Origin of the sequence: Kribbella sp. NPDC023855, assembly GCF_040639475.1 — a bacterium.
Lineage (GTDB): Bacteria > Actinomycetota > Actinomycetes > Propionibacteriales > Kribbellaceae > Kribbella.
Genome location: NZ_JBFAAA010000015.1, coordinates 120,341 through 141,985, shown reverse-complemented (window position 1 = coordinate 141,985; position 21,645 = coordinate 120,341). Strand labels below are relative to the sequence as shown.

At 66.1% G+C, this 21,645-nt stretch carries 19 protein-coding genes; 12 read left to right on the top strand and 7 right to left on the bottom strand.

Annotated features, from left to right (window positions below):
* The first annotated feature begins 1 nt into the window (after window position 1).
* The 7 genes from AB0F51_RS35390 to AB0F51_RS35360 are packed head-to-tail and all read left to right on the top strand — an operon-like array spanning window position 2 to window position 7,369.
* Window positions 2–949, top strand: a complete 948-nt coding sequence (locus AB0F51_RS35390; RefSeq protein ID WP_360287368.1) for an ABC transporter permease — start codon at window positions 2–4, stop codon at window positions 947–949.
* The gene (locus AB0F51_RS35385; protein ID WP_360287365.1) at window positions 946–1,764 is read left to right on the top strand and encodes an ABC transporter permease; all 819 of its coding nucleotides are present in this window, start codon (window positions 946–948) and stop codon (window positions 1,762–1,764) included. The genes AB0F51_RS35390 and AB0F51_RS35385 overlap by 4 nt, the downstream gene beginning before the upstream one ends.
* On the top strand, window positions 1,761–2,738 hold the full coding sequence (locus AB0F51_RS35380; protein WP_360287363.1) for an ABC transporter ATP-binding protein: 978 nt from the start codon (window positions 1,761–1,763) through the stop codon (window positions 2,736–2,738). The genes AB0F51_RS35385 and AB0F51_RS35380 overlap by 4 nt, the downstream gene beginning before the upstream one ends.
* Complete coding sequence (locus AB0F51_RS35375; RefSeq protein ID WP_360287360.1) at window positions 2,731–3,564, top strand: ATP-binding cassette domain-containing protein; 834 nt, start codon at window positions 2,731–2,733, stop codon at window positions 3,562–3,564. The genes AB0F51_RS35380 and AB0F51_RS35375 overlap by 8 nt, the downstream gene beginning before the upstream one ends.
* Window positions 3,561–5,069 carry an aldehyde dehydrogenase family protein gene (locus AB0F51_RS35370; RefSeq protein ID WP_360287358.1) on the top strand — a complete coding sequence of 503 codons (1,509 nt, stop codon included), beginning with the start codon at window positions 3,561–3,563 and terminating at the stop codon, window positions 5,067–5,069. Before AB0F51_RS35375 ends, AB0F51_RS35370 begins: the two co-directional genes overlap by 4 nt.
* A 40-nt stretch (window positions 5,070–5,109) precedes the next feature.
* Window positions 5,110–5,922, top strand: a complete 813-nt coding sequence (locus AB0F51_RS35365; RefSeq protein ID WP_360287355.1) for an SDR family NAD(P)-dependent oxidoreductase — start codon at window positions 5,110–5,112, stop codon at window positions 5,920–5,922.
* Between the two features lie 52 nt (window positions 5,923–5,974).
* On the top strand, window positions 5,975–7,369 hold the full coding sequence (locus tag AB0F51_RS35360; RefSeq protein WP_360287352.1) for an amidase: 1,395 nt from the start codon (window positions 5,975–5,977) through the stop codon (window positions 7,367–7,369).
* On the opposite strand, the gene AB0F51_RS35355 is transcribed toward AB0F51_RS35360, so the two are convergent.
* The 3 genes from AB0F51_RS35355 to AB0F51_RS35345 all read right to left on the bottom strand — a co-directional run bounded on the left by AB0F51_RS35355 (window position 7,366) and on the right by AB0F51_RS35345 (window position 10,192).
* Complete coding sequence (locus AB0F51_RS35355; protein ID WP_360287350.1) at window positions 7,366–8,478, bottom strand: XRE family transcriptional regulator; 1,113 nt, start codon at window positions 8,476–8,478, stop codon at window positions 7,366–7,368. The two genes, AB0F51_RS35360 and AB0F51_RS35355, sit on opposite strands and share 4 nt — an antisense overlap.
* A complete protein-coding gene (locus AB0F51_RS35350) occupies window positions 8,468–9,166 on the bottom strand; it encodes a hypothetical protein (protein ID WP_360287347.1) in 699 nt (232 codons plus the stop codon). Before AB0F51_RS35350 ends, AB0F51_RS35355 begins: the two co-directional genes overlap by 11 nt.
* A gap of 90 nt (window positions 9,167–9,256) precedes the next feature.
* Window positions 9,257–10,192, bottom strand: a complete 936-nt coding sequence (locus tag AB0F51_RS35345; RefSeq protein WP_360287345.1) for a L,D-transpeptidase — start codon at window positions 10,190–10,192, stop codon at window positions 9,257–9,259.
* Window positions 10,193–10,636: 444 nt separating this feature from the next.
* Between AB0F51_RS35345 and AB0F51_RS35340 the strand changes: the two genes are divergently transcribed.
* Window positions 10,637–12,424 (top strand): plasmid pRiA4b ORF-3 family protein, encoded by a 1,788-nt coding sequence (locus AB0F51_RS35340; RefSeq protein WP_360287343.1) that lies wholly within the window; start codon window positions 10,637–10,639, stop codon window positions 12,422–12,424.
* A gap of 176 nt (window positions 12,425–12,600) precedes the next feature.
* Here AB0F51_RS35340 and AB0F51_RS35335 read toward each other — a convergent pair whose 3' ends face one another.
* Window positions 12,601–13,008 (bottom strand): hypothetical protein, encoded by a 408-nt coding sequence (locus AB0F51_RS35335; RefSeq protein ID WP_360287340.1) that lies wholly within the window; start codon window positions 13,006–13,008, stop codon window positions 12,601–12,603.
* 16 nt (window positions 13,009–13,024) lie between these two features.
* Window positions 13,025–13,864: an SEC-C metal-binding domain-containing protein gene (locus AB0F51_RS35330; protein ID WP_360287338.1), complete on the bottom strand. Its 840-nt coding sequence runs from the start codon at window positions 13,862–13,864 to the stop codon at window positions 13,025–13,027.
* 199 nt (window positions 13,865–14,063) lie between these two features.
* Between AB0F51_RS35330 and AB0F51_RS35325 the strand changes: the two genes are divergently transcribed.
* Entirely contained in the window at window positions 14,064–14,945 is an 882-nt protein-coding gene (locus tag AB0F51_RS35325; protein ID WP_360287335.1) for a LysR family transcriptional regulator, read from the top strand.
* Window positions 14,946–15,036: 91 nt separating this feature from the next.
* Here the strand turns inward: AB0F51_RS35325 and AB0F51_RS35320 are convergent, their stop codons facing one another.
* Both AB0F51_RS35320 and AB0F51_RS35315 read right to left on the bottom strand, forming a co-directional pair.
* Window positions 15,037–16,011, bottom strand: coding sequence for an aldo/keto reductase (locus AB0F51_RS35320; protein WP_360287333.1), 975 nt, complete (start codon window positions 16,009–16,011; stop codon window positions 15,037–15,039).
* A 103-nt stretch (window positions 16,012–16,114) separates the two neighbouring features.
* Complete coding sequence (locus AB0F51_RS35315) at window positions 16,115–17,230, bottom strand: DNA cytosine methyltransferase (protein ID WP_360287330.1); 1,116 nt, start codon at window positions 17,228–17,230, stop codon at window positions 16,115–16,117.
* Between the two features lie 26 nt (window positions 17,231–17,256).
* On the opposite strand from AB0F51_RS35315, the gene AB0F51_RS35310 reads away from it, so the two are divergent.
* The 3 genes from AB0F51_RS35310 to AB0F51_RS35300 all read left to right on the top strand — a co-directional run bounded on the left by AB0F51_RS35310 (window position 17,257) and on the right by AB0F51_RS35300 (window position 21,522).
* Window positions 17,257–17,838, top strand: coding sequence for a very short patch repair endonuclease (locus AB0F51_RS35310; RefSeq protein ID WP_360287327.1), 582 nt, complete (start codon window positions 17,257–17,259; stop codon window positions 17,836–17,838).
* A 94-nt stretch (window positions 17,839–17,932) separates the two neighbouring features.
* Window positions 17,933–20,506, top strand: a complete 2,574-nt coding sequence (locus AB0F51_RS35305; protein ID WP_360287419.1) for a Z1 domain-containing protein — start codon at window positions 17,933–17,935, stop codon at window positions 20,504–20,506.
* Between the two features lie 5 nt (window positions 20,507–20,511).
* Window positions 20,512–21,522: a PD-(D/E)XK motif protein gene (locus AB0F51_RS35300; RefSeq protein WP_360287324.1), complete on the top strand. Its 1,011-nt coding sequence runs from the start codon at window positions 20,512–20,514 to the stop codon at window positions 21,520–21,522.
* Window positions 21,523–21,645: the final 123 nt, after the last annotated feature.

Genomic DNA, 21,645 nt, shown 5'->3' with positions numbered 1-21,645 from the left:
GATGATTCTCCGCCTGGTCGAGCGCACCGCCGTGCTGCTGGTCAGCCTTGCAGTCGCCTCGGTGCTCGTGTTCGCGTTCATGGTGGTCCTGCCGGGCGACCCGGCCCGGGTCGCGCTGGGCGTGAACGCGTCGGACGAGGCCGTCACGCAGTTGCGTCAGCAGTTCGGACTCGACCGGCCGCTGCCCACGCAGTACTTCGACTGGCTCGGTGGTCTGCTGCAGGGTGACTTCGGGACGTCGTACGTGTCGAAGGTTGCCATCGGCCCGCAGATCGCCGACCGGTTCCAGGTGACTCTGTGGCTGGTCGTGGTCGGGATGGTCGTCGCGCTGGTGCTGGCCGCGCCGGCGGGGACAGTCATGGCGGCGCGGCACCGGCGGATCTCCGGGCTCGCGTTGTCGGCGCTGTCGCAGGTCGGGGTTGCCGTACCGGCGTTCCTCGCGGGGATCCTGCTGATCATGGTGTTCGCGGTGAAGCTCGGCTGGTTGCCGGCGAACGGCTGGACGCCGCCCGCCTCCGATCCGGGGATGTTCTTGAAACAGTTGATCCTTCCCGCGTTGTCACTCGGTCTCGTGCAAGGTGCGGTGCTGACTCGCTACGTACGCAGCGCCGTGCTCGAAGTACTGCGTGAGGACTATCTGCGGACCGCGCGGGCGAAGGGGTTGCGGCCGTTCCCCGCGTTGTGGCGGCATGGTCTGCGCAATGCGGCCGTGCCGGTGGTGACCGTGCTGGGGTTGCAGTTGGCAACCTTGCTGATCGGGGCCGTTGTGGTCGAGCGCGTCTTCGTCATCCCGGGCCTCGGCAGCCTGCTGCTCGACGGGGTCTCCAACCGCGATCTGCTGCTCGTGCAGGACGTGGTGATGGTCCTCGTGGTCGCCGTCCTGGTGGTCAACTTCCTCGTCGACCTGCTCTACGTCGCCCTCGATCCCCGGTTGCGAGTAGCGCGATGAGAAGACTGAATCCAAGCCTCATCGTCGGCGCCGCGATCGTCGGCCTGATCGTGCTGACCGCTCTGCTCTCCTTCGTCTGGACCCCGTACGACGCCACGCTGGTCGACCCGGCCGGCCGGCTGGCCGAGCCGTCGTGGTCACACTGGTTCGGCACCGACAAGTTCGGCCGCGACGTGTTGAGTCAACTCATGGTCGGCTCCCGGACGACGCTGTTCGTCGGGTTGGTGGCGGTCGGCGTCGCGGCCGTGATAGGCGTACCGGTCGGGATTCTCGCGGCGATGAGCCGGCGGTGGTCCAGCGAGGTGATCATGCGGGCCAACGATCTTCTGCTGGCGTTCCCGGCGTTGCTGCTGGCAATCATGTTCGGTGCCGTCTTCGGGGCGAGCACGCTGACCGCGATGGTTGCCATTGGCATCGCTACCGTGCCGTCGTTCGCCCGGGTGATCCGGAGTGGGGCGTTGCAGGTGATGCGGACGGAGTACGTGCTGGCGGCGCGGGCTGCCGGACGGACACCGTTTCCGATCGCATTGCGGCACGTGTTGCCGAACGTGACGAGTCTGATCACCGTGCAGGCGTCGGTGTCGTTCGCGATCGCAGTACTGGCTGAGGCCGCGCTGTCGTTCCTCGGCTACGGGACGCCGCCGCCGACGCCTTCGTGGGGGCGGATGTTGCAGGAGAGCCAGGAGTTCTTGTTCAGCGCGCCGCGGCTGGCGGTGTTCCCCGGGCTGGCGATCGCGGTCGCCGTGCTGGGGTTCAACCTGCTGGGCGACGGGTTGCGGGACCGGTTCGATCCGAAGCTGGAGGACCGGCGATGAGCGACGTACTGACCGTGCAGGGGCTGACCGTCACTGTGCGGGACAAGACGCTGGTGGAGGACGTGAACCTGACCGTGGGGCCGGGGGAGCGGGTCGGGCTGATCGGCGAGTCCGGGTCCGGCAAGTCGCTGACCGCGTTGAGCGTGATTGGTCTGCTGCCGGAGGACGTGCACGCGGCCGGGTCCGTGCGGTTGGCCGGCGTCTCACATGAGTTGATCGGCGCCGACGAGCGGCGGATGTCTCGCGTGCGGGGACGCGAGTTGGCGATGGTGTTCCAGGAACCGATGACCGCGCTCAACCCGACGATGCGGGTGGGCGATCAGGTTGCCGAGGCGATGCTGATCCATCGGACGGCGGTCGGCCGGCGTGCGGCGCGGGTCGCTGCGGGCGAACTGCTGGATCGGGTGGGTTTGCAGGGCGCTCTCAGGACCTACCCGCACCAGCTCTCTGGTGGCCAACGGCAACGAGTCGTCGTGGCGCTTGCCCTGGCCAACGATCCTGCGTTGCTGATCTGCGACGAGCCGACCACGGCGCTCGATGTGACGGTGCAGGCGATGATCCTGGACCTGATCATGAAAGGCGTCGCGGCTCGCGAGTCGGCGCTGCTCTTCATCACGCACGACCTTGCAGTGGTCGCGACCGTGTGTCAGCGGGTGCTGGTCATGTATGGCGGCCGCGTGGTCGAGTCCGGCCCGGTCAACGAGATCTTCACCAACCCCCGCCACCGCTACACCCAAGGCCTATTGGCCGCCTCCGACCTAGAGACCGTCGACCAAGAGTTGCCTGGTCGTCGCCTTGCGACTATTCCCGGCAACGTGCCACCGGCCGGCCAGTTCCCGTCTGGGTGCGTCTTCCGGACGCGCTGCACTCACGCGACCGAGATCTGCGCCGAGACCCCACCCTGGACCGGCACCGCCACCCGCGGCTTCGCGTGCCACCACCCAGCTCCCGCCTTGGAGCCCACCCATGCCTGAGCCAGTCATCCAGGTCGTAGACGTCCGGCGCGACTACCCGCGTCCCCGGACCTCCTTGCTCAAGGCAACTCCGCCCATCCAGGCACTCCGCGGCGTCAGCCTCGAAGTACAGGCAGGGGAGCGGTTCGGAATCGTCGGGGAGTCCGGCTGCGGCAAGTCGACCCTGCTCCGGATCATCGCCGCCCTCGACCGCGCCACCTCCGGCCAGGTGGTTGTCGAAGGCACCGACATCACCCGCCTGCCCGAGCGCCGGCTCAAGTTCCTCCGGGAGAACCTTCAGCTCGTCTTCCAGGACCCGATGAGTTCTCTCGACCCGAGGATGCGAGTCCGCGACATCATCGCCGAACCCCTCGTAGTACAAGGCCATCCGGCCTCCGGAGCGCGGGTACGCGAGCTGCTCGAAGCAGTCGGCCTGTCCGCGGATGCCGGCGACCGCTATCCACACCAGTTCTCCGGCGGCCAGCGCCAGCGCATCTCGATCGCCCGAGCCCTGGCGCCCCGCCCACGCATCCTGATCGCCGACGAACCGGTGAGCGCGCTCGACGTGTCCGTCCGGGCCCAGGTCCTCAACCTCATCTCCGACCTGGTCGACGAACTCAACCTCACCCTGGTCTTCGTCTCCCACGACCTGTCTGTCGTCAAGCACGTCTGCGACCGCGTCGCCGTGATGAACGCCGGCGAGATCGTCGAAACCGGCCCTACCGGCCAGGTCTACGCAACCCCCACCCACCCGTACACCCGCCGCCTCGTCTCCGCCATCCCGACCCTGCCCCGAGCCCTCGCCGGAGCCACCACCTCTGACCTTCTGAGAGGAGCCCCGGAATGACCACCCCGCCAGGTCTCCCCATCGGCGACTCCTGGGTACCCACGCCCACCACAGCCCCAGTGCATTTCCCGTATGACGGTTCTGTGGTGGCCGAGGCGCCCGTCGGCACCGTGGAGCTTGCTCGCCAGGCGCTCGACGAAGCGCTCGCGGTGCGCACTCAAGTCGGCCGCTTGCCCTCGCACGTTCGCCGCGCAGCCTTGCAGGGCGCGTTGGCTGCGGTAGCCGACCAGCGTGACGCTTTCGTCGACCTCCTCGTCCTGGAAACCGGCAAGCCTCTCGTCGACTGCAGAGTCGAGGTCGAACGCACCCTGCTCACCTTGGAGACAGCGGCCGAGGAAGTAGCCCGGCTCCACGGGGAGACAGTGCCTCTCGACCTCCTGCCGAGCGGCGACGGTCTGCAAGGTTTCTGGGTTCGCAAACCGATCGGCGTCGTCATCGGCATCACCGGCTTCAACTACCCGTTCCTGCTCGCCGCCCACAAGCTCGCCCCGGCCCTCGCGGCCGGTTGCCCGGTCATCATCAAGCCTGCGCCACAGACGCCACTCGCAACGCTCTGGCTTGTTCACCTCGTCCGCGAGGCTTTGGCGGCGGCTGGTGCTCCGCTTGCTGCCGCGCAGTTGGTGACAGGCGGAGTTGAGGTCGGCGCCACTCTCACCACCGATCGCCGAATCGGCGCAGTCTCCTTCACTGGTTCGGCCGCCGTCGGTCACCAGATCGCCCGCGACGCCGCGCCCACGAAGGTGCTGCTCGAACTCGGCTCCAACTCGGCTCTCGTAGTAGCGGAGGATGCAGACCTCGCCGCAGCCGCCGACGCCGTAGTACGGGGTGGTTATTACGCATCCGGTCAGGCGTGTATCAGCGTCCAGCGCGTCATCGTCGTCGAGTCCGTGCGAGCCGCCTTCCTCGCCGAGCTAACACCTCGTCTCGAGCAGATCGTCGTCGGCGACCCACGAGACCCGGCCACCCGCGTCTCGGCTCTCATCGACGACCGCTCCACCACGCGCGTCCGCGGCTGGATCGACGACGCCATCACCGCCGGCGCCACCCTCGTCCATCCCACTTCGGCGGCCGGATCTGCCGCCACCGCATCGCCCGAGCCGGCCGGTGCCGCCGACGCAGTCATCCGGCCCACCGTGCTCCTCGACCTCCCGCACGGCCAGCTCGTCTGGGACGAGGAGATCTTCGGCCCAGTGATCGCGATCCGCTCGGTCCCCGACATCGCGGCCGCCTTCGAGACCGTCAACGCCTCGCGCTACGGCTTGCATGCCAGCGTCTTCACCTCCTCACTGGAGACCGCGTTCGCCGCGATCGACCAACTCGACGTCGGGGGAGTGGTGGTCAACGAGGTCCCCGGCTTCCGCTCGGACGTGATGCCGTACGGCGGCGTGAAGGACTCGGGTACCGGCCGCGAGGGCCCCCGCTTCGCAATCGAGGAACTGACCACAACCCGAATGGCCATCATCCGCCCGAGGCCTTCGGCACCCCCGACACCCCCGACGCCCTGAGCTTGCCCGACGCCCCGAAGTCCTGAGGAGGAGGTTCACGATGACCGACTATGCGAAGTTGTTCCGGCTGGATGGCAGGCATGCGGTCGTCGTGGGCGCGGGCAGCGGTATCGGTCGCGAGGCCGCTCTCGCCCTCGCCGCCCAGGGCGCGCGCGTGACCGCGGCCGACCGCGATCTGGCCGCCGCCTCAGAAACGGTGGCCCTGGGCAACCATGATCTCGGCGCCGCCTCGGAGACCGGGGCCCTCGGCAACCAGCTCACGGCGTACCAGTTGGATGTTCTCGACGAGCAGGCGATCGGCACCGCGGTCCGCGAGCTCGGTGACGTCGACGTGCTGGTGTTCACCGCGGCGACCAACGTCCGCAAGCGCATCCTCGACTACACCGGCGAGGAGTTCGACCGGGTCGTCGCGCTCAACCTGCGGGCGTCCTTCGACCTGATCCGCGCGTTCGGCGGCCCGATGGCGGCGCGCGGCCGGGGCAGCATCGTGGGTTTCAGCTCGATCCGCGCGAGCACCGTCGAGCCCGGGCAATCGGTGTACGCGGCAACCAAAGCCGGTCTTGTCCAGCTCCTCCGCACTGCCGCCGCCGAGCTCGGCCCTAACGGCGTACGGGTCAACGCGATCGCCCCCGGCGTCGTCGAGACGCCACTCACCGCGCAGATCAAAGAGAACAAGGCCTGGTACGACGCGTACGCACAGAAGGGCGCACTCGGTCGGTGGGCAACCCCCGACGAACTGGCCGGCGCCGTCGTCTACCTCGCCTCCGACGCGTCGTCCTTCGTCACCGGCAGCGTCCTGCACGTCGACGGTGGCTGGACGGCCGTCGACGGCCGCTTCGACCCACCGAACTGACCTGGCGGAATCCGAGCCGGACCACCACTGACTTGTCTGGAGCCTGACCACGATGACCGAGCGCCTCGCCGATCTGACCGCTGTCGAGCTCGTTTCCCGTTACCAGGAAGGCTCGCTGTCGCCTGTCGAGGTGCTCGAAGACGTGCTTGCCCGGGTCGAGGAGCTCGAGCCTCAGTTGTGCGCCCTCTATGCGCTCGACCCTGGCGCCGCAGGTGCCGCGGCCCGCGATTCGGAGTACAGGTGGCGCCGCGGCGAGGCCGGCCCGCTGGACGGCGTACCGGTGACTGTCAAGGAGAACATCGCAACCCGCGGTACTCCGGTCCCGCAGGGCACGGCCGCGACCGAGCTCATCCCGGCCGCCGAGGATGCTCCCGCCGCGGCTCGGTTGCGCGCAGCCGGGGCGGTCATCTTCAGCAAGACCACGATGCCGGACTACGGCATGCTCTCGTCCGGCGTCTCGACATTCCACCACCTGTCGCGGAACCCGTGGGATCTCACTCGCACCCCCGGTGGCTCCAGCGCAGGAGCTGGCGCTGCGGCCGCGGCAGGCTACGGCCCGATCCACCTCGGCACCGACATCGGCGGCTCAATCCGCCTCCCCGCCGGCTGGTGCGGCCTAGTCGGCATCAAGCCCACCCACGGCCGAGTAGCAGTCGGAATCCCCTACCCAGGAAGAGCAATCGGCCCCCTAACCCGTACTCCGACCGACGCCGCCCTAGCCCTGACCATCATCTCCGGCCCCGACCGCCGCGACTACACGTCCCTACCGCCCACCAGCGAACGCTTCGACCCGGACCACTTTGCTGATCTGCCGGAAGGCATCCGCATCGGTCTCCTGCTTGACGCCGGCGTCGGCCTCCCCGTCGACCCTGAGGTCACCGCAGCTGTCTCAGCTGCCGCCGCGTTGTTGGAGAAAGCGGGCGCCTCCGTCGAACCGATCGCCCCCATCGTGACCCGCGAAATGCTCGACGGCTTGGAACGCTTCTGGCGCGTCCGTTCGGCGTACGACATCAGCCGGCTGCCCGAAGACCGGCAGGCGAAGGTCCTCCCCGAGATCCGCAAATGGGTCTCGACCGCCTCCGACCTGACCCCTTTCGACGTCATGCACGGCCACTCGCAGATGCATGCGCTCGCCGTCGCCGTCGACACCGCCTTCGCCGACTACGACTTCATCCTGTCGCCGGTCGCCCCAATCACGGCATTTGCCGCCGAGCTCGCCTACCCGACGGCCGACCCGCTGAAGCCCTTCGAACACATCGCCTTCACCGTCCCGTACAACATGTCGGCCCACCCCGCGACCACCGTCAACTGCGGCTTCTCCACAGACGGCCTGCCCATCGGCCTGCAGATCGCCGCGCCCCGGTTCAACGATTTGGCCGCACTCCGCCTAGCCGCCTACATCGACTCCGTGGTGCCAACCCATCGGCCGTGGCCAACGCTTGGTTAAGCCAGCCGCAACTGGGGACGCGGATCGCTGCCAGCCTTCAGAATCTCGCTCAGCACCGGCAACGGCAGGTGAAGCTCCTCGGCCAGCTGATCAGCGCCGTAGCCCGACTTCGCCAGCAAGTCGAATGTGAGCTGCAGCAACGTCGGCGCCTCGATCGCGGTCAACGGACCCGGCTCGGGATATCCCCATTCCTTGAGCTGCTGCATCCCACGCCGGTAGGCGTTGGGAGTCAGTACGCCGAGGTGATGCGCGCGATAGACGAGCGCCTTGAGCGAGACGCCCCAACGCTGCTTGAGGTGATGCAGCTTCTCCCAGTCGAGCCGGCGGGGGAGTTCGTCCAAGATCTCGTCGGCCGGCATCAGGAACTCGGCGGCGAACGAGTCGGCCTCCTTCTCCACGATCCGCGAACCGGGTGCCGCGTCGAAATGCATCACCAGATGCGCGAGCTCATGCGCCGAGTCGAAGCGTGCGCGGGCAGCATCACCCTTGGCCGGATTGAGCAGCACGACAGGGCGAGTCGGGAGATGGGCCGAGAACGCATCGACCGACTGCGAGATCTCCGGCAGGCGCAGTACGAGCACCCCGGCCGCTTCCAGCATCCTGACCATGTGCGGCACGGGACCCGGCCTCAACTCGAAATGCGCCCGCGCCTCGGCCGCCAGCTTGGCGATGTCGGCGTGATCCTCGGGCGCTCTCAAGTCGGGCAGCAGCAGATGCGGCAACTCGACGTGCTGTTCAAGTGCCGTCAGTACGTCGGCCGCCAACTCGGCGAAGGCGAGCGCGCGATCCCGTTGCAGCTGGCTCGTGGTCCGCAAACTGCGAAAGTGCGGACTCGAGGCCGAACCAGGCTGCAGCGACCGCCCCAAGGTGAAGAACTCCGCCGGTACTGCGAGCGCCAACGACATCGCCGCGACCAGGGGCAGCGTCGGCCTCGTCTGACCGCGCTCGAACTGACTGACCGCGGCGGGAGTCACCCGGATCAGATCGGCCAGCTCGGTACGGCGAAGTCCCCGAAGTCGACGCGCGAGGGCAAGCCGTAGCGGGTCGAAGCGCACGGCAACGCCCGCGGACCGGCGTTCGTTCGGGTCCGGGTGTGGCTTACGCACCATCGTTGCCGGCCGCATGCTGCTCGGCATCGCGGAGACGAACGGCGATCGGCGGCACCGGACGCTGGTCGAACCGGTCCGCGTCGTACCCGGTCGCAGGCACGATCGGCAACTGGTCGCCCGGAAGATCCCGGTGCACCAGCCGTACTGCGAACCACGGCCCGGCACCGTCCTTGGTGTCCCGCGGGAACCCAAGATGCGCGGCAATGTCACCGGTCTCGGCATCACCGGCCCACGCCAGATGCAGGTATCGCGGGGAGTTGGCTCTCGAGTTGGCCTGGAGCTCCTCATCGGGCAGCTCGAAGCCGTCGAAGAGTTCGAGTTGCTGGCTGTTCGCCGCGGGGCCCTGGTGTCTGGTCGCGGACGACTCCCAGTCGACGGAGTACGGATCCGCGTGGACGGACTTGCCCGGCAGCTTCGAGGCGCGCAGGATGCGGCCGAGGTGGACGACCCGCAGCGAGTTGCCCTGGAGGTCGGCGACCACGTCGGTACGGCGGGCGAACTCCTGCACAGTCCGGTTCGCGAAGTTGCGCGCCGACCCCATTCCGAGCGTCACCGCGTCGTCGCCGAGGGCCGGTTCGTGCCGATCGAGGTTGGTGCGCCAGACATCGCGCAGCAACCCGACCAACTCCGGCAGGACGCCGCTCGCCGTCCAGTCCGACGTCACCTCGGCGAGCAGGTCTTCATGCATGCGACCAGTTATAGCCGAACCCCCGGACAGTTGCCGGAAAATCAAGTGGGCGTGTCGCGGATCGAATGCCGTTTAATTGGTGCCGGTTGTTCAGTACTTGCCGTAGACCTGCACCTTGGTGCCGATCGGGGTCTCCTCGAAGATGTGGTGGATCTCCGGCCGCATGACCCGCACGCAGCGGTGGCTGGCCGGATAGGTCTTGATCAGGCTGTTGACGCGGCTGCCGTGCAGCGCGATCCCCGGCCGATCCTTGAGGAAGTAGATCGAGTCGTACATGTACGCGTCGTCGTACAGGCTGCTCTCGTGCGCACCCGCCCACTTGCGCCACACCTTGCCGGTGCGGTTCGGCGTCTCGTACCCCGGCGCGCCGGTGGACACCCAGACGATCCGGCGGATCTCCTTGCCGACGATCTGGTAGAGCACCAGGCAGGTCTTGTTGACGTAGATCCCCGGCTCGCGGTTGGCGGCCGGCCGCTTGGTTGCCGTGAGCACCGACTGGACATCGGCGTAGGTGAGCCCACCTCGGCTCACCGGCAGACCGTTCGTCTCGCGCCAGGCACACAACGCCTGCTTGGCCCGCTTGGTGATGTCACCGTCGACATCGCCGACGGGGTAACCGAACGCCTTGAGCTTGGCCTCCACCTGCTTCGCGTACGCCGCCGCCGGGCGCGGCTTGGGCTTCGCGGTCGGCTTACCGGTGGGCTGCGTTGTCGGCTGGCCTGTGGGCGTGGAGGTTGGGGCCGGTGTGGGGGTGCCCGTGGTGCCCGGTGTGGTCGAGTCGTTTGGCGTCGGGGTCGGCGTTGAGGTGGGCGCCGTCGTGCTGGGCGTGTCGCTCGGCGTCGTGCTCGGGGCCGGGGTGCTCGGGGTGTCGCTGCCCGTCGTGCTCGGGGTGGTCGACGGGCTGCCGGACGACGCGGGAGCGCTCGGCGTACCGGAGGAGTTCGGCTCGGCCGCAACATCGGCGCATCCCGTCAGCACGAGGGCCAGCAGGGCGGTACCAGCAACGAGACCACGTCGGCGAGACACGGTTCCCCTTTCCGTCGGCACTTCTCAGAGTCGCAGAGAGGCAGCCCCATCACCCGAAGACCCGCCGCACACCCTGCCGCCCGCCGAGGCTAATACCCCCACAGGTTCCCCAAGCCGCCCTTCCCCCACCCGTCACCGAACCGTTGTCATCGACCGCGCATCACCCCTCCAACAGACCGATCAACACAAGTTCGTTGCCAAACGCACCGGCAACCACCCCACACCGCCCAACCGGTACGTCGAACGGCTCACTCCGCACCTCACCCCACCCGCAACGATCGCCGCGACAGCCTCGCCCACATCATCAACCAGCCAGGTCGGCGCATAATCCAGCCCAGTCGACAACCATCCGCAGTACAGGCTTCGCTTTCATCACTGTGTTCCTCCGGCGTCTGCGACAGGACCGATTCGACGGTACGACGCCAGGCCGTAGGCTGGACGACCATGGATGATTCGCAGCCGTTGTTCGCGTTGCCTGCCGTCCGAGTGGCTCCCTTTGGGGAGCTGGCCGCAGCCGCGCGCGGCTGCGAACGGCTCCAGCAGGTACGACGCCTGGCCAAGTGGACTGGCAAGCGGCGGGTTACCAAAACGGGCACTCTGCTGCTCGCCGATGCCAGGACCGCCGGGCGGGAGCTCGGTCTGCCCGAGCATCCCGAGGCACGCTCGGCCACCGGACTCCCCGAGCTGAACGAATTGTGGTCCTCGGTCGTCGGGATGCATCTGGTCGAAGGAGGAGCCGGGCGGGCCGAATACCGAGCGGAAGCGGATGACGGTTCGGACCGCGGTGTCGTCCAGCTCTGGATCGACCTACTCGCCACCACCTTGCTGTACCTGCCCCGGCCCGACGACCAGCTCGTGCTTCCGGTTTTGATGCGGCTGCACGTCGACACGCGCGGGACCACCGTCGATGGACTGGTGGAGCACGCCCTCGCTGCTTCACTCGAGATCGGGCTGGATGGGCCGGCGTCGACAGGGCTCCCGCCGCGGGTGCAGGCGGCTGCGGAGCCGTTCATCCGCAGCCTGGTGGAGTCGCTGACAGCGATCGACGCCCTGGTCATCGAGGGCGAGCTGGTTCGGCTCACCGACCTTGGCCGGTTCGGCTTGGTGCACTGGTTCGAGTCCGGCGGTATCGGCGCGCCTTTCGTGATCGACCTGGCGGACGCCACGGTGGCCGAGGTCCTCGATCTCGGTCTGACGCAGGACTCGGCCTTCGACGAGTGGTTCGCGACGGTCGGTCCGGAGATCGCGGCGGACCGCATCCTCGAGTACGCGCGCGGCGGTACGCCGACCCACCGGGTGGTCGCCTTCGGGATGCTCAACCAGGTCGGTGCCGTCGCGGAGGAGCGGGTGCGGGCTTGTCTCGACGACCGCGATCTGCGCCCCCACGCCAACGCCTGGCTGTCAGCCCGCGGACTGCCGGCGGGCGAATCCACACTGGACGACCTCCACCGAGTCTTTATCGACATGGTCGCCAACGACCTGGATGGCACCCTGGAATCGCCGCGCGATGTGATCGGCAAGCTGGCGAATGACGTCGAATACGACGCCGCCGCATTGTTCGAGGATCTCTGGCGGTGCGAGCACCCGGAGACACTGCCGGTGCTGCAAGCCCTCGCTGACTACTACCCCGAGCCGTCTGCTGCGAAGGCCGCACGGAAGGGCGTGATGCGTCTCCGCTCCGCGACGCCTGCGCCGGCGGACTCGACGTACCAGCTGAAGGCGGTGTTGCGGTATGTGAAGCCGCCCGTGTGGCGGCGGATCCAGGTTCCTGGATCCATCAGCCTGGCCGAACTGCACGAAGTGATCCAGGTTGCCATGGGGTGGTCGAACTCGCATCTGCACGAGTTCGAGATCAATCGCCGCAGGTACGGCGTCGTCGATGACGAGGCGCCGGGAGTTCTCGACGCCAGCGGCTTCACCTTGGCTGAGGTGGCTCAGGCGGGCGACCGGTTCGACTACCTCTACGACTTCGGTGACAGCTGGAATCACCAGGTGACGGTCGAGAAGGTGCTGCCCGCGGACTCTGCTCCTACCGTTCGGTGCACAGCCGGCAGACGCAACTGCCCGCCTGAGGACATCGGCGGGCCATACGCACTCGAGGAGTTCCTCAAGGCATACGCGGATCCCGGGCACCCCGACCACGCGCAGTACCGGAACTGGCTCGGCGACAGCTACGACCCGGCGGCCTTCAACCTGACCGAAATTAACACGGCACTATCCCGACTCCGGTAACTGCTCTGAGCCGGACTACTGCCCGGCTTGACATGTACCAGTCGCCGCCCGAAGTTCCTGAGGTAGAGACGCGGCTGGAGTTCCCGCCTAGTCACGCAGACCGACCCGGTCGCCAAAGATCATCCGCGAACTGGTGGCCTGCGGCGTCACCATCTACGCGTCCTGCCGAAGCTGCCCTAGAGCCCGAGGTCGCGAAGGAACTCTGGCTTGTACGCCTGCATCACCACGTACCGCGGATCCGGCGTCTCGACACCCTCGTAGCTCGGCTCAGGCGCCCCGGCCTCGTCCTCCGGCGTACTCGGGTCGACCCACTCCTGCTTCGCGTGACTCCACCGAGTCAGCGTGTAGTCCGCGCTCAACTCATCTGCCGAGATAACTTCCCGCACCGTCTTCTCGGCCTCACGAGCATCCGCCTCGGTGTCCGCATAGATCAGCATCCGCGACCCATCCCGCGTAACAGTTACCTGACCTCCGAGCCGCTTCCGCGCATCGTCGTCCAGATCAAGCGCCCGCAACCGCTCCCAGAACGACAACCCGTGCTCAGCATCATCGAGCTCAACCTCAACGCGGTACTCATCAGCCATACCCACACCCTACCGATTAGCAGGCCCGCATCCGCGCAGCCTCAACCCGACGGCCCCCACAGCACTTCTTGTACTTCATCCCCGACCCGCACCAGCACCGCTGATTCCGCCCCGGCGGCCATTCGACAGCCTCAGCTACGTCACATTGACTGGTGAGAGATGGCAACTCGGCCGTTGTCCTGGCATCAAATGCACTCTGCAGGACGAGGGACATCGCTCTCAATCGACGCGGCAGGAGCACCGGCCGGCGGCCAACCTGCTTTCGGAGTACCTGCTCAGCAAGCTCGTAATAGGCATCTACTGCGCTGCTGGATACAGCCGGCTCCACCTGTCTGAGTTCGTCCAGGTCGCTCCGCGTCCAGAACTGCATCCTGCCGTCAACCAGTTGCGGCAAGCTCACGAACTCGTTCAGGGCCCTGACTTTCTCTTCGGCCTCGGTGTTACCGATCTGGGCAAGCAGGTCGTCCTCATCGAGCGGTATGCCAGTCGCCCATCTGAGTCTGCGCCGGCCGTTCATGACGTCTCGGGCCCAAGCCGGTGCGTCCGGATCGGCGCGTTCGGTTGCGGACAGAGACGCAACCGCCGCGGAGTACCAGAACAGCGCTGCTTCCAGATCGTCGTGGTCCTCGAGCAGTTCCGCGGTCAAGCGCCAAGGAAGGCCGGACACCCGCCGCGCCACCATCAGGCAGACCAGTTCGGCGCGGGCCTCTTCCTCCTGACCCGACCTCAGGAGATGCTCCGCGTACTTGAAATGGCCCCAGTCGCCTTCCTCTCCGCCTGCGCGGGCCATCTGCCGCCAGATGGCGATCGCACCCTCGGGCCGCCCCTGGTCCAGGAGGAGCTGGGCAGTTTCCAACGGGGTTGCCACCCGGAGATTGGGCCAACCGTTGCGGACCTCGGCCGCTGTCAATTTCCTCTTCATGCCAGGGAAGATATTGACTTCCGGCCCTCAACCCCGAGCGTCCTCGCAGCCTGTGGACAGCTGGACCTCATCGCGCATAGCGACATCTGGGACCGCAGAATCGCAAGAGATCGATAACCTATACTTCTGAGTCATGGAGCTGAGGCATCTCGAACACTTCGTCGCCGTCGCCGAGCAGAAGCACTTCACCCGCGCCGCGGAGGCGATGTCGATCTCGCAGTCCGGCCTCTCCGCGTCGATCCGTGCTCTGGAACGCGAACTCCACGCCTCCCTCTTCGTCCGGAACACCCGCAGCGTCGAACTCACCGAAGCCGGCCGAGCCCTCCTCTGCGAAGGCCGCCGCACCCTAGCCGCCGCCGAGGCAGCGAAGGACGCGGTAGCCGCAGTACAGGGCCTCCTCCGCGGCACCCTCACAGTTGGCCTCGAGCAATGCCTAGGCGTGGTAGACGTACCGGCCCTCCTGGCAAAGTTCCGCTCCGCCTACCCAGGAGTCGAAATCGAGGTCCGCCAAGGCGGCTCCACCCCCATGCTCGACGAACTAGCCTCAGGCCGCCTGGACGTAGCCTTCGTAGCCACCGCCGGCCACCCCATCGACGGCCTGGACCTGCGCCCGCTCTCGTCCGAAGACATGGTCATGGTCTGCTCAGCAGAACACCGCCTAGCCTCAGCCCCCGTCGTCTCTCTCCAAGACCTAGCAGGCGAGGCCTTCGTAGACTTCGACCCCACCTGGGGCGCCCGAGCCATCTCCGACCACGCCTTCGCCACAGCCGGCGTCGCTCACCCCGTCACCATCGAGGTCAACGACGTACACACCCTCCTGGCCCTGGTCAGCCACAACCTAGGCGTAGCCCTGGTCCCAGAACGCATAGCCGCCAAACGAGGCGACCACATCACCATCCCCCTAACCCCCAACTCAGCCGACTCCTGGCAAGTCTCAGTAGCAGTCCCCACCGGCTCCGCAGCCTCCCTAGCCGCCGACGCCCTAATAGGCATGCTCCCCACCAGCAACACCTAATCCCGTCACCGGCACAAACCACATCACCCGCACGACGGCGACGCGTCGTACGGGTGACGGAGGAGTATTAGCCAGCTCTCGGGCAGGCGACCTACCAGGCGTAGTCCTCAGGAGCGGTCTTGTGCCCCGGGAAGATCTCATCGAGCTTCGCCAGCGACTTGTCGTCGAGCTTGAGATCGACCGCCCGTACTGCGGATTCCAACTGCTCCATCGTCCGCGGCCCGACAATCGGTCCAGTCACGGCGGGCTGGTGCAGCAACCACGCCAGGGCGATGTCGCCCGGCGCATGCCCGAGCTCATCGGCAAATGCCTCGTACTGCTCGATCTGCGGCCGCATCTTCTCCACGGCCTCCTTCGCGCGCCCTTCGAGCCGGCGCACGCCCTCGACGTCCTTCCGCAGTACGCCGCCCAACAACCCGCCCTGCAACGGCGACCAAGGAATCACCCCAAGCCCAAACTCCTGCGCCGCCGGCAACACCTCCCGCTCCACATCCCGAACAATCAGGTTGTAGATCGACTGCTCACTTACAAGCCCGGTGTAGTTCCGCTTAGCAGCCTCAGCCTGCGCCTGAGCAATATGCCAGCCGGCAAAGTTGGAGCTCCCGGCGTACAACACCTTCCCCTGCCGTACGGCGACCTCCATCGCCTGCCAGATCTCCTCCCACGGTGTAGCGCGATCCACGTGGTGGAACTGGTACAGATCGATGTAGTCCGTCTGCAGCCGCTTCAACGAAGCATCCAGCGCCCGCCGAATGTTCAGCGCCGACAACTTCCCCTCGTTAGGCCACCCATCGCCCATGTCCCCATAGACCTTGGTAGCCAACACCGTCTTGTGCCGGTTGGCGGGATCCTTGGCGAACCACTCGCCAACAATCTCCTCCGTCCGCCCCGAGGAGACCGCCCGCCCATACACGTTGGCAGTATCAAAAAAGTTGATCCCCGCCTCATGAGCCGCACTCATGATCGCGTGCGAGTCCTCCACACTCGTATGCGGCCCAAAGTTCATCGTCCCAAGAACGATCCGACTAACAGTCAGGCCAGTCCGGCCCAGATGAGTGAAGTCCATACCCCCAACCTCGCCCATCCCACCCGAGATCTCCAACAGAAGAATCCACTCAGTCCTATGACTGAGGCTTCTGAGTCAGCGGAGGAGCTGGATTTGAGGGTCTCTACTTGGGGTCGGGGTCCGGGGACTCGGCGGTCAGGGCTGTCGAATGCACTAGCGGCAGCTTGCCCTGCGCGTCGGCCCAGCTCCGGGTGACGGCATCGTCGAGCGACTCTGGGTCAACTCTCCGCCCGAGTGCCGATGCAAGGACGTGCACCGCCAGGCGTGGCGGGATCGCGTTCCCGATTTGCTGGGCGACGTCGCGGCCGGACCACGGATAGTCGCGGGGGAAGGTCTGCAGCATGCCTGCTTCGGCGAAGTCGAATCGCTCGATGATTCCGCCAGGCATCTGAACCTTGTTGCGCCGGACCTTGCCGGTCACCGTGAATGCGGGCTCGTCGGAAGTACGACGTCCGCGAAGCTTCGGATTCCCTCCGGTTCCGTAGTTCGAGATGACGGTGAAGGGTGTTGCCCTGTCGAGGGTTTCTCCCATGGTCTTCCAAGGCGGCAGAGGAGACTGATCACCCGCGTCGTAAGGGACGCCTCGGCGGAAATGACGATGCGTCGGTCTGGGCAGACTGGCTTCGGCATCCCGGCGCGCGATCAAGATCGCGCGCCGTCGAGTCTGTGGAACGCCGAACTGCTCTGTCCGGAGGATGCCGCACTCGCAGCTGTAACCGATACGTCTCAGGACGTCCCGAACTGTGCGCCATACGGGCAGAACAGCCGGAACCTGTTCCAGTACGACCGCCTCGTAGGTGTTGCCGGCCTCGTGGGCCTCGAGAGCCCATCGGAGCGGCTCGAGGACCAGCCTGGTTCTTTCGTCGAGATTGGTGAACACTTCCGCGGGATCTTCGCCGGCGGCCATGCTCTCCGCGGCCGTGACAACCTCGCTCAGGGCACGACGCCCGTCACCCGTGCCCGCGACCGTGTACGTCTGGCACGGCGGTCCGCCCGCCAGGACCCTCGCATCAGGAAACTCTTTGGCGTGGATATCTCGGACATCGCCTCGGCGTGTCTTCAGGCCGGCCCTGTCGCGCGTCGCGCAAGCGTCGGCATCCCATTCGATGCCGTCGACGGCGACGCCGAGCCACTGTGCGGCCACATCCAGTCCACCGGGTCCTGCGAACAGATCCACCATGTGCACATTCAGAGGTAGACCGTGCTGATCCCGGGTCATAGCGGGCAAGTATATGGGTCCTTTCGATGCCGAGGACCACGCAACGCCGGCAGCAGGTAGCGGCACCTCGGGCGATTCGGGAGACACGATCAGCGCATCGTGAGAGGTTGGACGATGTCATGGACATGGACAAAGAAAATGCCGCTGCTGTCGGCGAACGAGCCGGTGTGCCGCCGCGTTCCCCGCTTGTGACCTCGGCCCAGACCTCGGCCAGGATGGCACGGCAGGCACGCCGCGACACGAAGCCCGAGATCGAACTACGCCGCCGCTTGCACCGTCTCGGGTTTCGCTACCGCGTCAACAGTCCGCTTCCTGGAATGCCCCGCAGGCGCGCAGACCTCACCTTCGGCCGAAAGCGGCTGGTCGTGTTCGTCGACGGGTGTTTCTGGCACGGCTGTCCTGAGCACGGGACCAGCCCGCGGAACAACGGGGCTTGGTGGGGCGAGAAGTTGAGAAAGAACGTCGAACGCGATCGGGAGACCGACAGGCATCTGGAGGGTTCAGGGTGGACCGTTCTCCGGATCTGGGAGCACGAGGATCCTGAGACGGCAGTGCATCGAATAGTCGAAGCCTTGACTACCGAGCGAGGTTCAGGTGACGGTACGTAACGTCTGAGCCGTGGATGCGATATAGGTGCCAGGGCGTCGCGGTGTCGACGAATAGAGCGGTGGGGCGGATGGGAGAGATGTCGGTGTGGGCGAGATGATCGATGACCTGGACGAAAAGTACGAGGTCTTCGTGGATCTCCTGGACTCGAGAACACCCGAGGACGCCGTGAAGGCGTTGGAGACCTTCCGGGTGGAGGATCGGGTGATCCAGCAGATCATCGAGCGGCACGAGCAACGGGTCATCGAGATTCGTGAGATGGAAGAGCCTCGGGCGGTGGTGCTCGACAACAGGTACACCTGGTACACCGGCCCGCGATCCCAGGACAAGTGCTGGCCTGCGCTCGTCAAGCAACTCGAAGGTTCGGGGTGGAAATGGGATCCGGCGATCGAATCGCTGGATGCTGCGTCGACGCGCGTGGTGTCATTGTTGAGCCACCCGCGGGAGAAGCTCTTTGCTACCCGCGGGCTGGTGGTGGGATACGTCCAGTCGGGCAAGACCACGAACTTCACCGCAGTGATGGCGAAGGCAGCTGACCGTGGATACAAGTTGTTCATCGTCCTGGCCGGCATCCACAACGGCCTTCGACGTCAGACCCAGAAGCGTCTGGTGCAGCAGTTGGTGGAACAGAATCCGACGCGCTGGACACAGTTGACCGATCTGGACAGAGACTTTGTTCCTCCGGCAAACGCGGCGTCCTTCTTCGGCAGGACGAACAAGACTCATGTTCTCTGCGTGGTGAAGAAGAACGCGACAGTGCTGCGGAAGTTCGCGGACTGGCTGGCGTCCGCATCCGACTATCTTGCCGACTGTCCGGCCCTGATCATCGATGACGAAGCCGATCAGGCAACGGTCGCGACCAAGTCGATCAACCCCCTGATCCTCGAGATCCTCGGCACCTTGCCGAAGTCTGCATACGTCGGCTATACGGCCTCGCCGTTCGCGAACCTGCTGATCGATCCGAGCGCAGAGGATCTTTATCCGAAGGACTTCGTCGTCAACTTGCCGAAGCCTGTCGGTCATTTCGGCACGGAGGTCCTCTTCGGACGTTATGCCCTTGACGGCGAGGATCCAGAAGACGTCGATGACGGCTACGACATGATCAGGACCGTCCCGGACTCCGATGTCGAACGTGTGAGACCCCTGAAGCGCGTCGATGTCGAGGGTTTCGTGCCCGAAATAACGGATGCACTTCGCGATGCCATCCATTACTTCTGGCTCAGCACTGCCGCCCGGCGGGTGCGTGGTACTGGTGTGCCCCACAGCACCATGCTGGTGCACACCAGTGTCAATACGGTCGTACACCAGCGTTTCCGCGCGCCACTCCAGAATCTGCGGTCGGAGCTACTGGCAGAACTCAGGGCAGGCGTCGTTTCTGACGAGTTGCGAGAATTGTGGGAAAAGGAAATCACCCGAGTGCCCGCCGAATCGTTCGGCGAGCAGACCCTCGAATTCAAGGCGCTGCTCCCGGAGCTCGCTGGTGTCGTCGACGACTGCAGGATCATCATGGACAACTCGAGCAGCGAGGATCGTCTCGACTACGAGAGTGGGCCGGTCGTTGCCATAGCGGTCGGCGGTAACACGCTGTCTCGTGGTCTCACGCTCGAAGGACTTGCGGTCAGCTACTTCGTCCGCGCCGTCTCGGCCTACGACACCCTGTTGCAGATGGGGCGGTGGTTCGGCTACCGCGACGGCTATGCCGACCTGCCGCGAATCTGGATGACCGAAGAGCTACAGGACTGGTTCCGCCACCTGTCGACGGTCGAGGCCGAGATGCGCCGCGACATCGACGTCTACATGACCGAGGACAAGAATCCGCAGACATTCGCAGTCAGACTCCGGACGCACCCGGCGCTTCGGGTGACAGCGGCCGCGAAGATGAAGGACGCGGTCCCCGCGGCATCGGCGTACGGTGGCCAGCGCGTCCAAACGCGCTATTTCCATCTGGACAACGACTGGCTGCTGTCCAACCAGCGGGCGGCCGATGAGTTGGTGAAGCGGGCTCTCGCCACCGGACGGCTCGACCCGCCGTCCGATGAGGGACGCCATGTCGTCAGGGGGGTCCACAGCGACGACGTCCTGAAATTTCTGAGTTCGTACCAGTTCCACGAGAAGTCCCAGGAATGCGACTCCGGCCTTCTGACGAAGTACATCGAGAAGCGTCGGAAGTCCGGGGCCCTTCGCGAATGGAACGTCGCTGTCGTCGGCAATCCTGTCGACGCAGCGCCAGGGCCGTACACCTTCGCTGGGCAGCTGACCACAGGCCGGGTCGTTCGTGCTCAGCTCGGACCGGCTGAACCGGGCACGTCTCGGTCGGTTGATCGGTCGACGGCCGATATCAAGACGCTGATGAGCCGGCGGGATGCTGCTATCGATCTGACCGGCGACACCCGCCGGTTCGATGAGGAGCAGATCAAGAGAGCGCGTCTGGATCAGCTTCCCGAGACGGGTCTGCTGGTGCTGTATCCCATTGATCGAGTTTCGCAGCCCGCGCCAGGCCGTAAGTCGCGTGCGCCTCTGAACGCCAAGGTCGATGTCATCGGGGTCGGGCTGGTCTTTCCGCAACCGGGCGTCGACAGTGCGGTCGAGTGGGACTACATCTCGGCAGATCTCTCCAAGATCGACATTGAAGTCGAGGACTTCACCGCCCTCGGCGCGCCGGCGGAGTGAAAGCGATGCCGTTGCGGGTTGTCGTGCAGGATCTCTGGGACGCATTGGGCAATAGGACGTCGTCTGCCTCCGACCGGCTACGCGTTGCGGACACCCCGGTGACGTCGACCGCCGGTCCGGTGGCTGTGGCCTTGGATGATGCGGGCTGTCGGCACTTGTTGGTCCCTATTTCCGCAGAGCGCGTCGTCCGCGGCGGTCTCGACGGCCCGACGCTCGTCCTTCGGAAGCGGACGCTGGTTGACGGCGACGATCGCCGGACGTTTGCCGATCTCGGCTGCCTCCGGAAGGATCTCGACGACGTGTTCACCGGCCTGTGCGCGGATGTTCTGCAGAGTGTCGATCGGGAACCGCACGATCCACTCAAAGTTCTCTACGGGCGGTTGGATCGCTGGCGGGCGCTCTTCCGGACGTCGGGCCATCTGCTGGGGCCCGAGCAACAGGCCGGCCTGTTCGCCGAGCTGACAGTGCTGACGGATCTGCTGGAACTTGATCCGAGTGCGCACCGGACCTGGACCGGCCCCGAACGGTACCGCCATGACTTCGTGGGCGCCGGCCATGCCGTCGAAGTCAAATCGACCATTGTCTCCGACGGTCGGCGAATCAGGGTCCATGGACTCGACCAACTCGAGGCGCCGCCGGGAGGCCTGCACCTGTACTGGATTCGTCTCGACCCGAGGAGCGAGACGGGCCGAAGTCTGAACAGTCTGGTCGACCGGGCGCTCGAGCTCTGCGACGACGAGGGCGACCTGTGGACTCGGCTCGCGGCGGCGGGATATCACGTGGTCGACCGTCGCCACTACGACCAGCCGAGGTTCGCGGTAGCCGCCAGGCGCCGGTATTCCGTCGGTCCGGACTTCCCGCGGTTGGTAGCCGGTGACCTGGACGAGGCAGGCCTCTCGATCAACGTGACAGATGTTCACTACACGGTGGATCTGTCGAGTGAGCCGCCGATTCCAGTCTCCGACGACCAGGCCGAGGATCATCTCGTGGCGATGTTGCAGGACGGTCCGAAATGACGCCAGGATGGCTGTCCCAGACGTTCCCACCGGACGGCGCAAGTGCGGCGGAGGGGATCAGGAACCAGTTGGGCCGCCCGGAACTGGACCTCTTGACGATCCTGGTTCGCGAGGCGGCCCAGA

Coding starts and splice junctions, on each gene's coding strand:
- AB0F51_RS35390 (WP_360287368.1), top strand. CDS start 2: ATGATTCTCCGCCTGGTCGAGCGCACCGCCGTGCTGCTGGTCAGCCTT.
- AB0F51_RS35385 (WP_360287365.1), top strand. CDS start 946: ATGAGAAGACTGAATCCAAGCCTCATCGTCGGCGCCGCGATCGTCGGC.
- AB0F51_RS35380 (WP_360287363.1), top strand. CDS start 1,761: ATGAGCGACGTACTGACCGTGCAGGGGCTGACCGTCACTGTGCGGGAC.
- AB0F51_RS35375 (WP_360287360.1), top strand. CDS start 2,731: ATGCCTGAGCCAGTCATCCAGGTCGTAGACGTCCGGCGCGACTACCCG.
- AB0F51_RS35370 (WP_360287358.1), top strand. CDS start 3,561: ATGACCACCCCGCCAGGTCTCCCCATCGGCGACTCCTGGGTACCCACG.
- AB0F51_RS35365 (WP_360287355.1), top strand. CDS start 5,110: ATGACCGACTATGCGAAGTTGTTCCGGCTGGATGGCAGGCATGCGGTC.
- AB0F51_RS35360 (WP_360287352.1), top strand. CDS start 5,975: ATGACCGAGCGCCTCGCCGATCTGACCGCTGTCGAGCTCGTTTCCCGT.
- AB0F51_RS35355 (WP_360287350.1), bottom strand. CDS start 8,478: ATGGTGCGTAAGCCACACCCGGACCCGAACGAACGCCGGTCCGCGGGC.
- AB0F51_RS35350 (WP_360287347.1), bottom strand. CDS start 9,166: ATGCATGAAGACCTGCTCGCCGAGGTGACGTCGGACTGGACGGCGAGC.
- AB0F51_RS35340 (WP_360287343.1), top strand. CDS start 10,637: ATGGATGATTCGCAGCCGTTGTTCGCGTTGCCTGCCGTCCGAGTGGCT.
- AB0F51_RS35335 (WP_360287340.1), bottom strand. CDS start 13,008: ATGGCTGATGAGTACCGCGTTGAGGTTGAGCTCGATGATGCTGAGCAC.
- AB0F51_RS35325 (WP_360287335.1), top strand. CDS start 14,064: ATGGAGCTGAGGCATCTCGAACACTTCGTCGCCGTCGCCGAGCAGAAG.
- AB0F51_RS35320 (WP_360287333.1), bottom strand. CDS start 16,011: ATGGACTTCACTCATCTGGGCCGGACTGGCCTGACTGTTAGTCGGATC.
- AB0F51_RS35315 (WP_360287330.1), bottom strand. CDS start 17,230: ATGACCCGGGATCAGCACGGTCTACCTCTGAATGTGCACATGGTGGAT.
- AB0F51_RS35310 (WP_360287327.1), top strand. CDS start 17,257: ATGCCGAGGACCACGCAACGCCGGCAGCAGGTAGCGGCACCTCGGGCG.
- AB0F51_RS35305 (WP_360287419.1), top strand. CDS start 17,933: ATGATCGATGACCTGGACGAAAAGTACGAGGTCTTCGTGGATCTCCTG.
- AB0F51_RS35300 (WP_360287324.1), top strand. CDS start 20,512: ATGCCGTTGCGGGTTGTCGTGCAGGATCTCTGGGACGCATTGGGCAAT.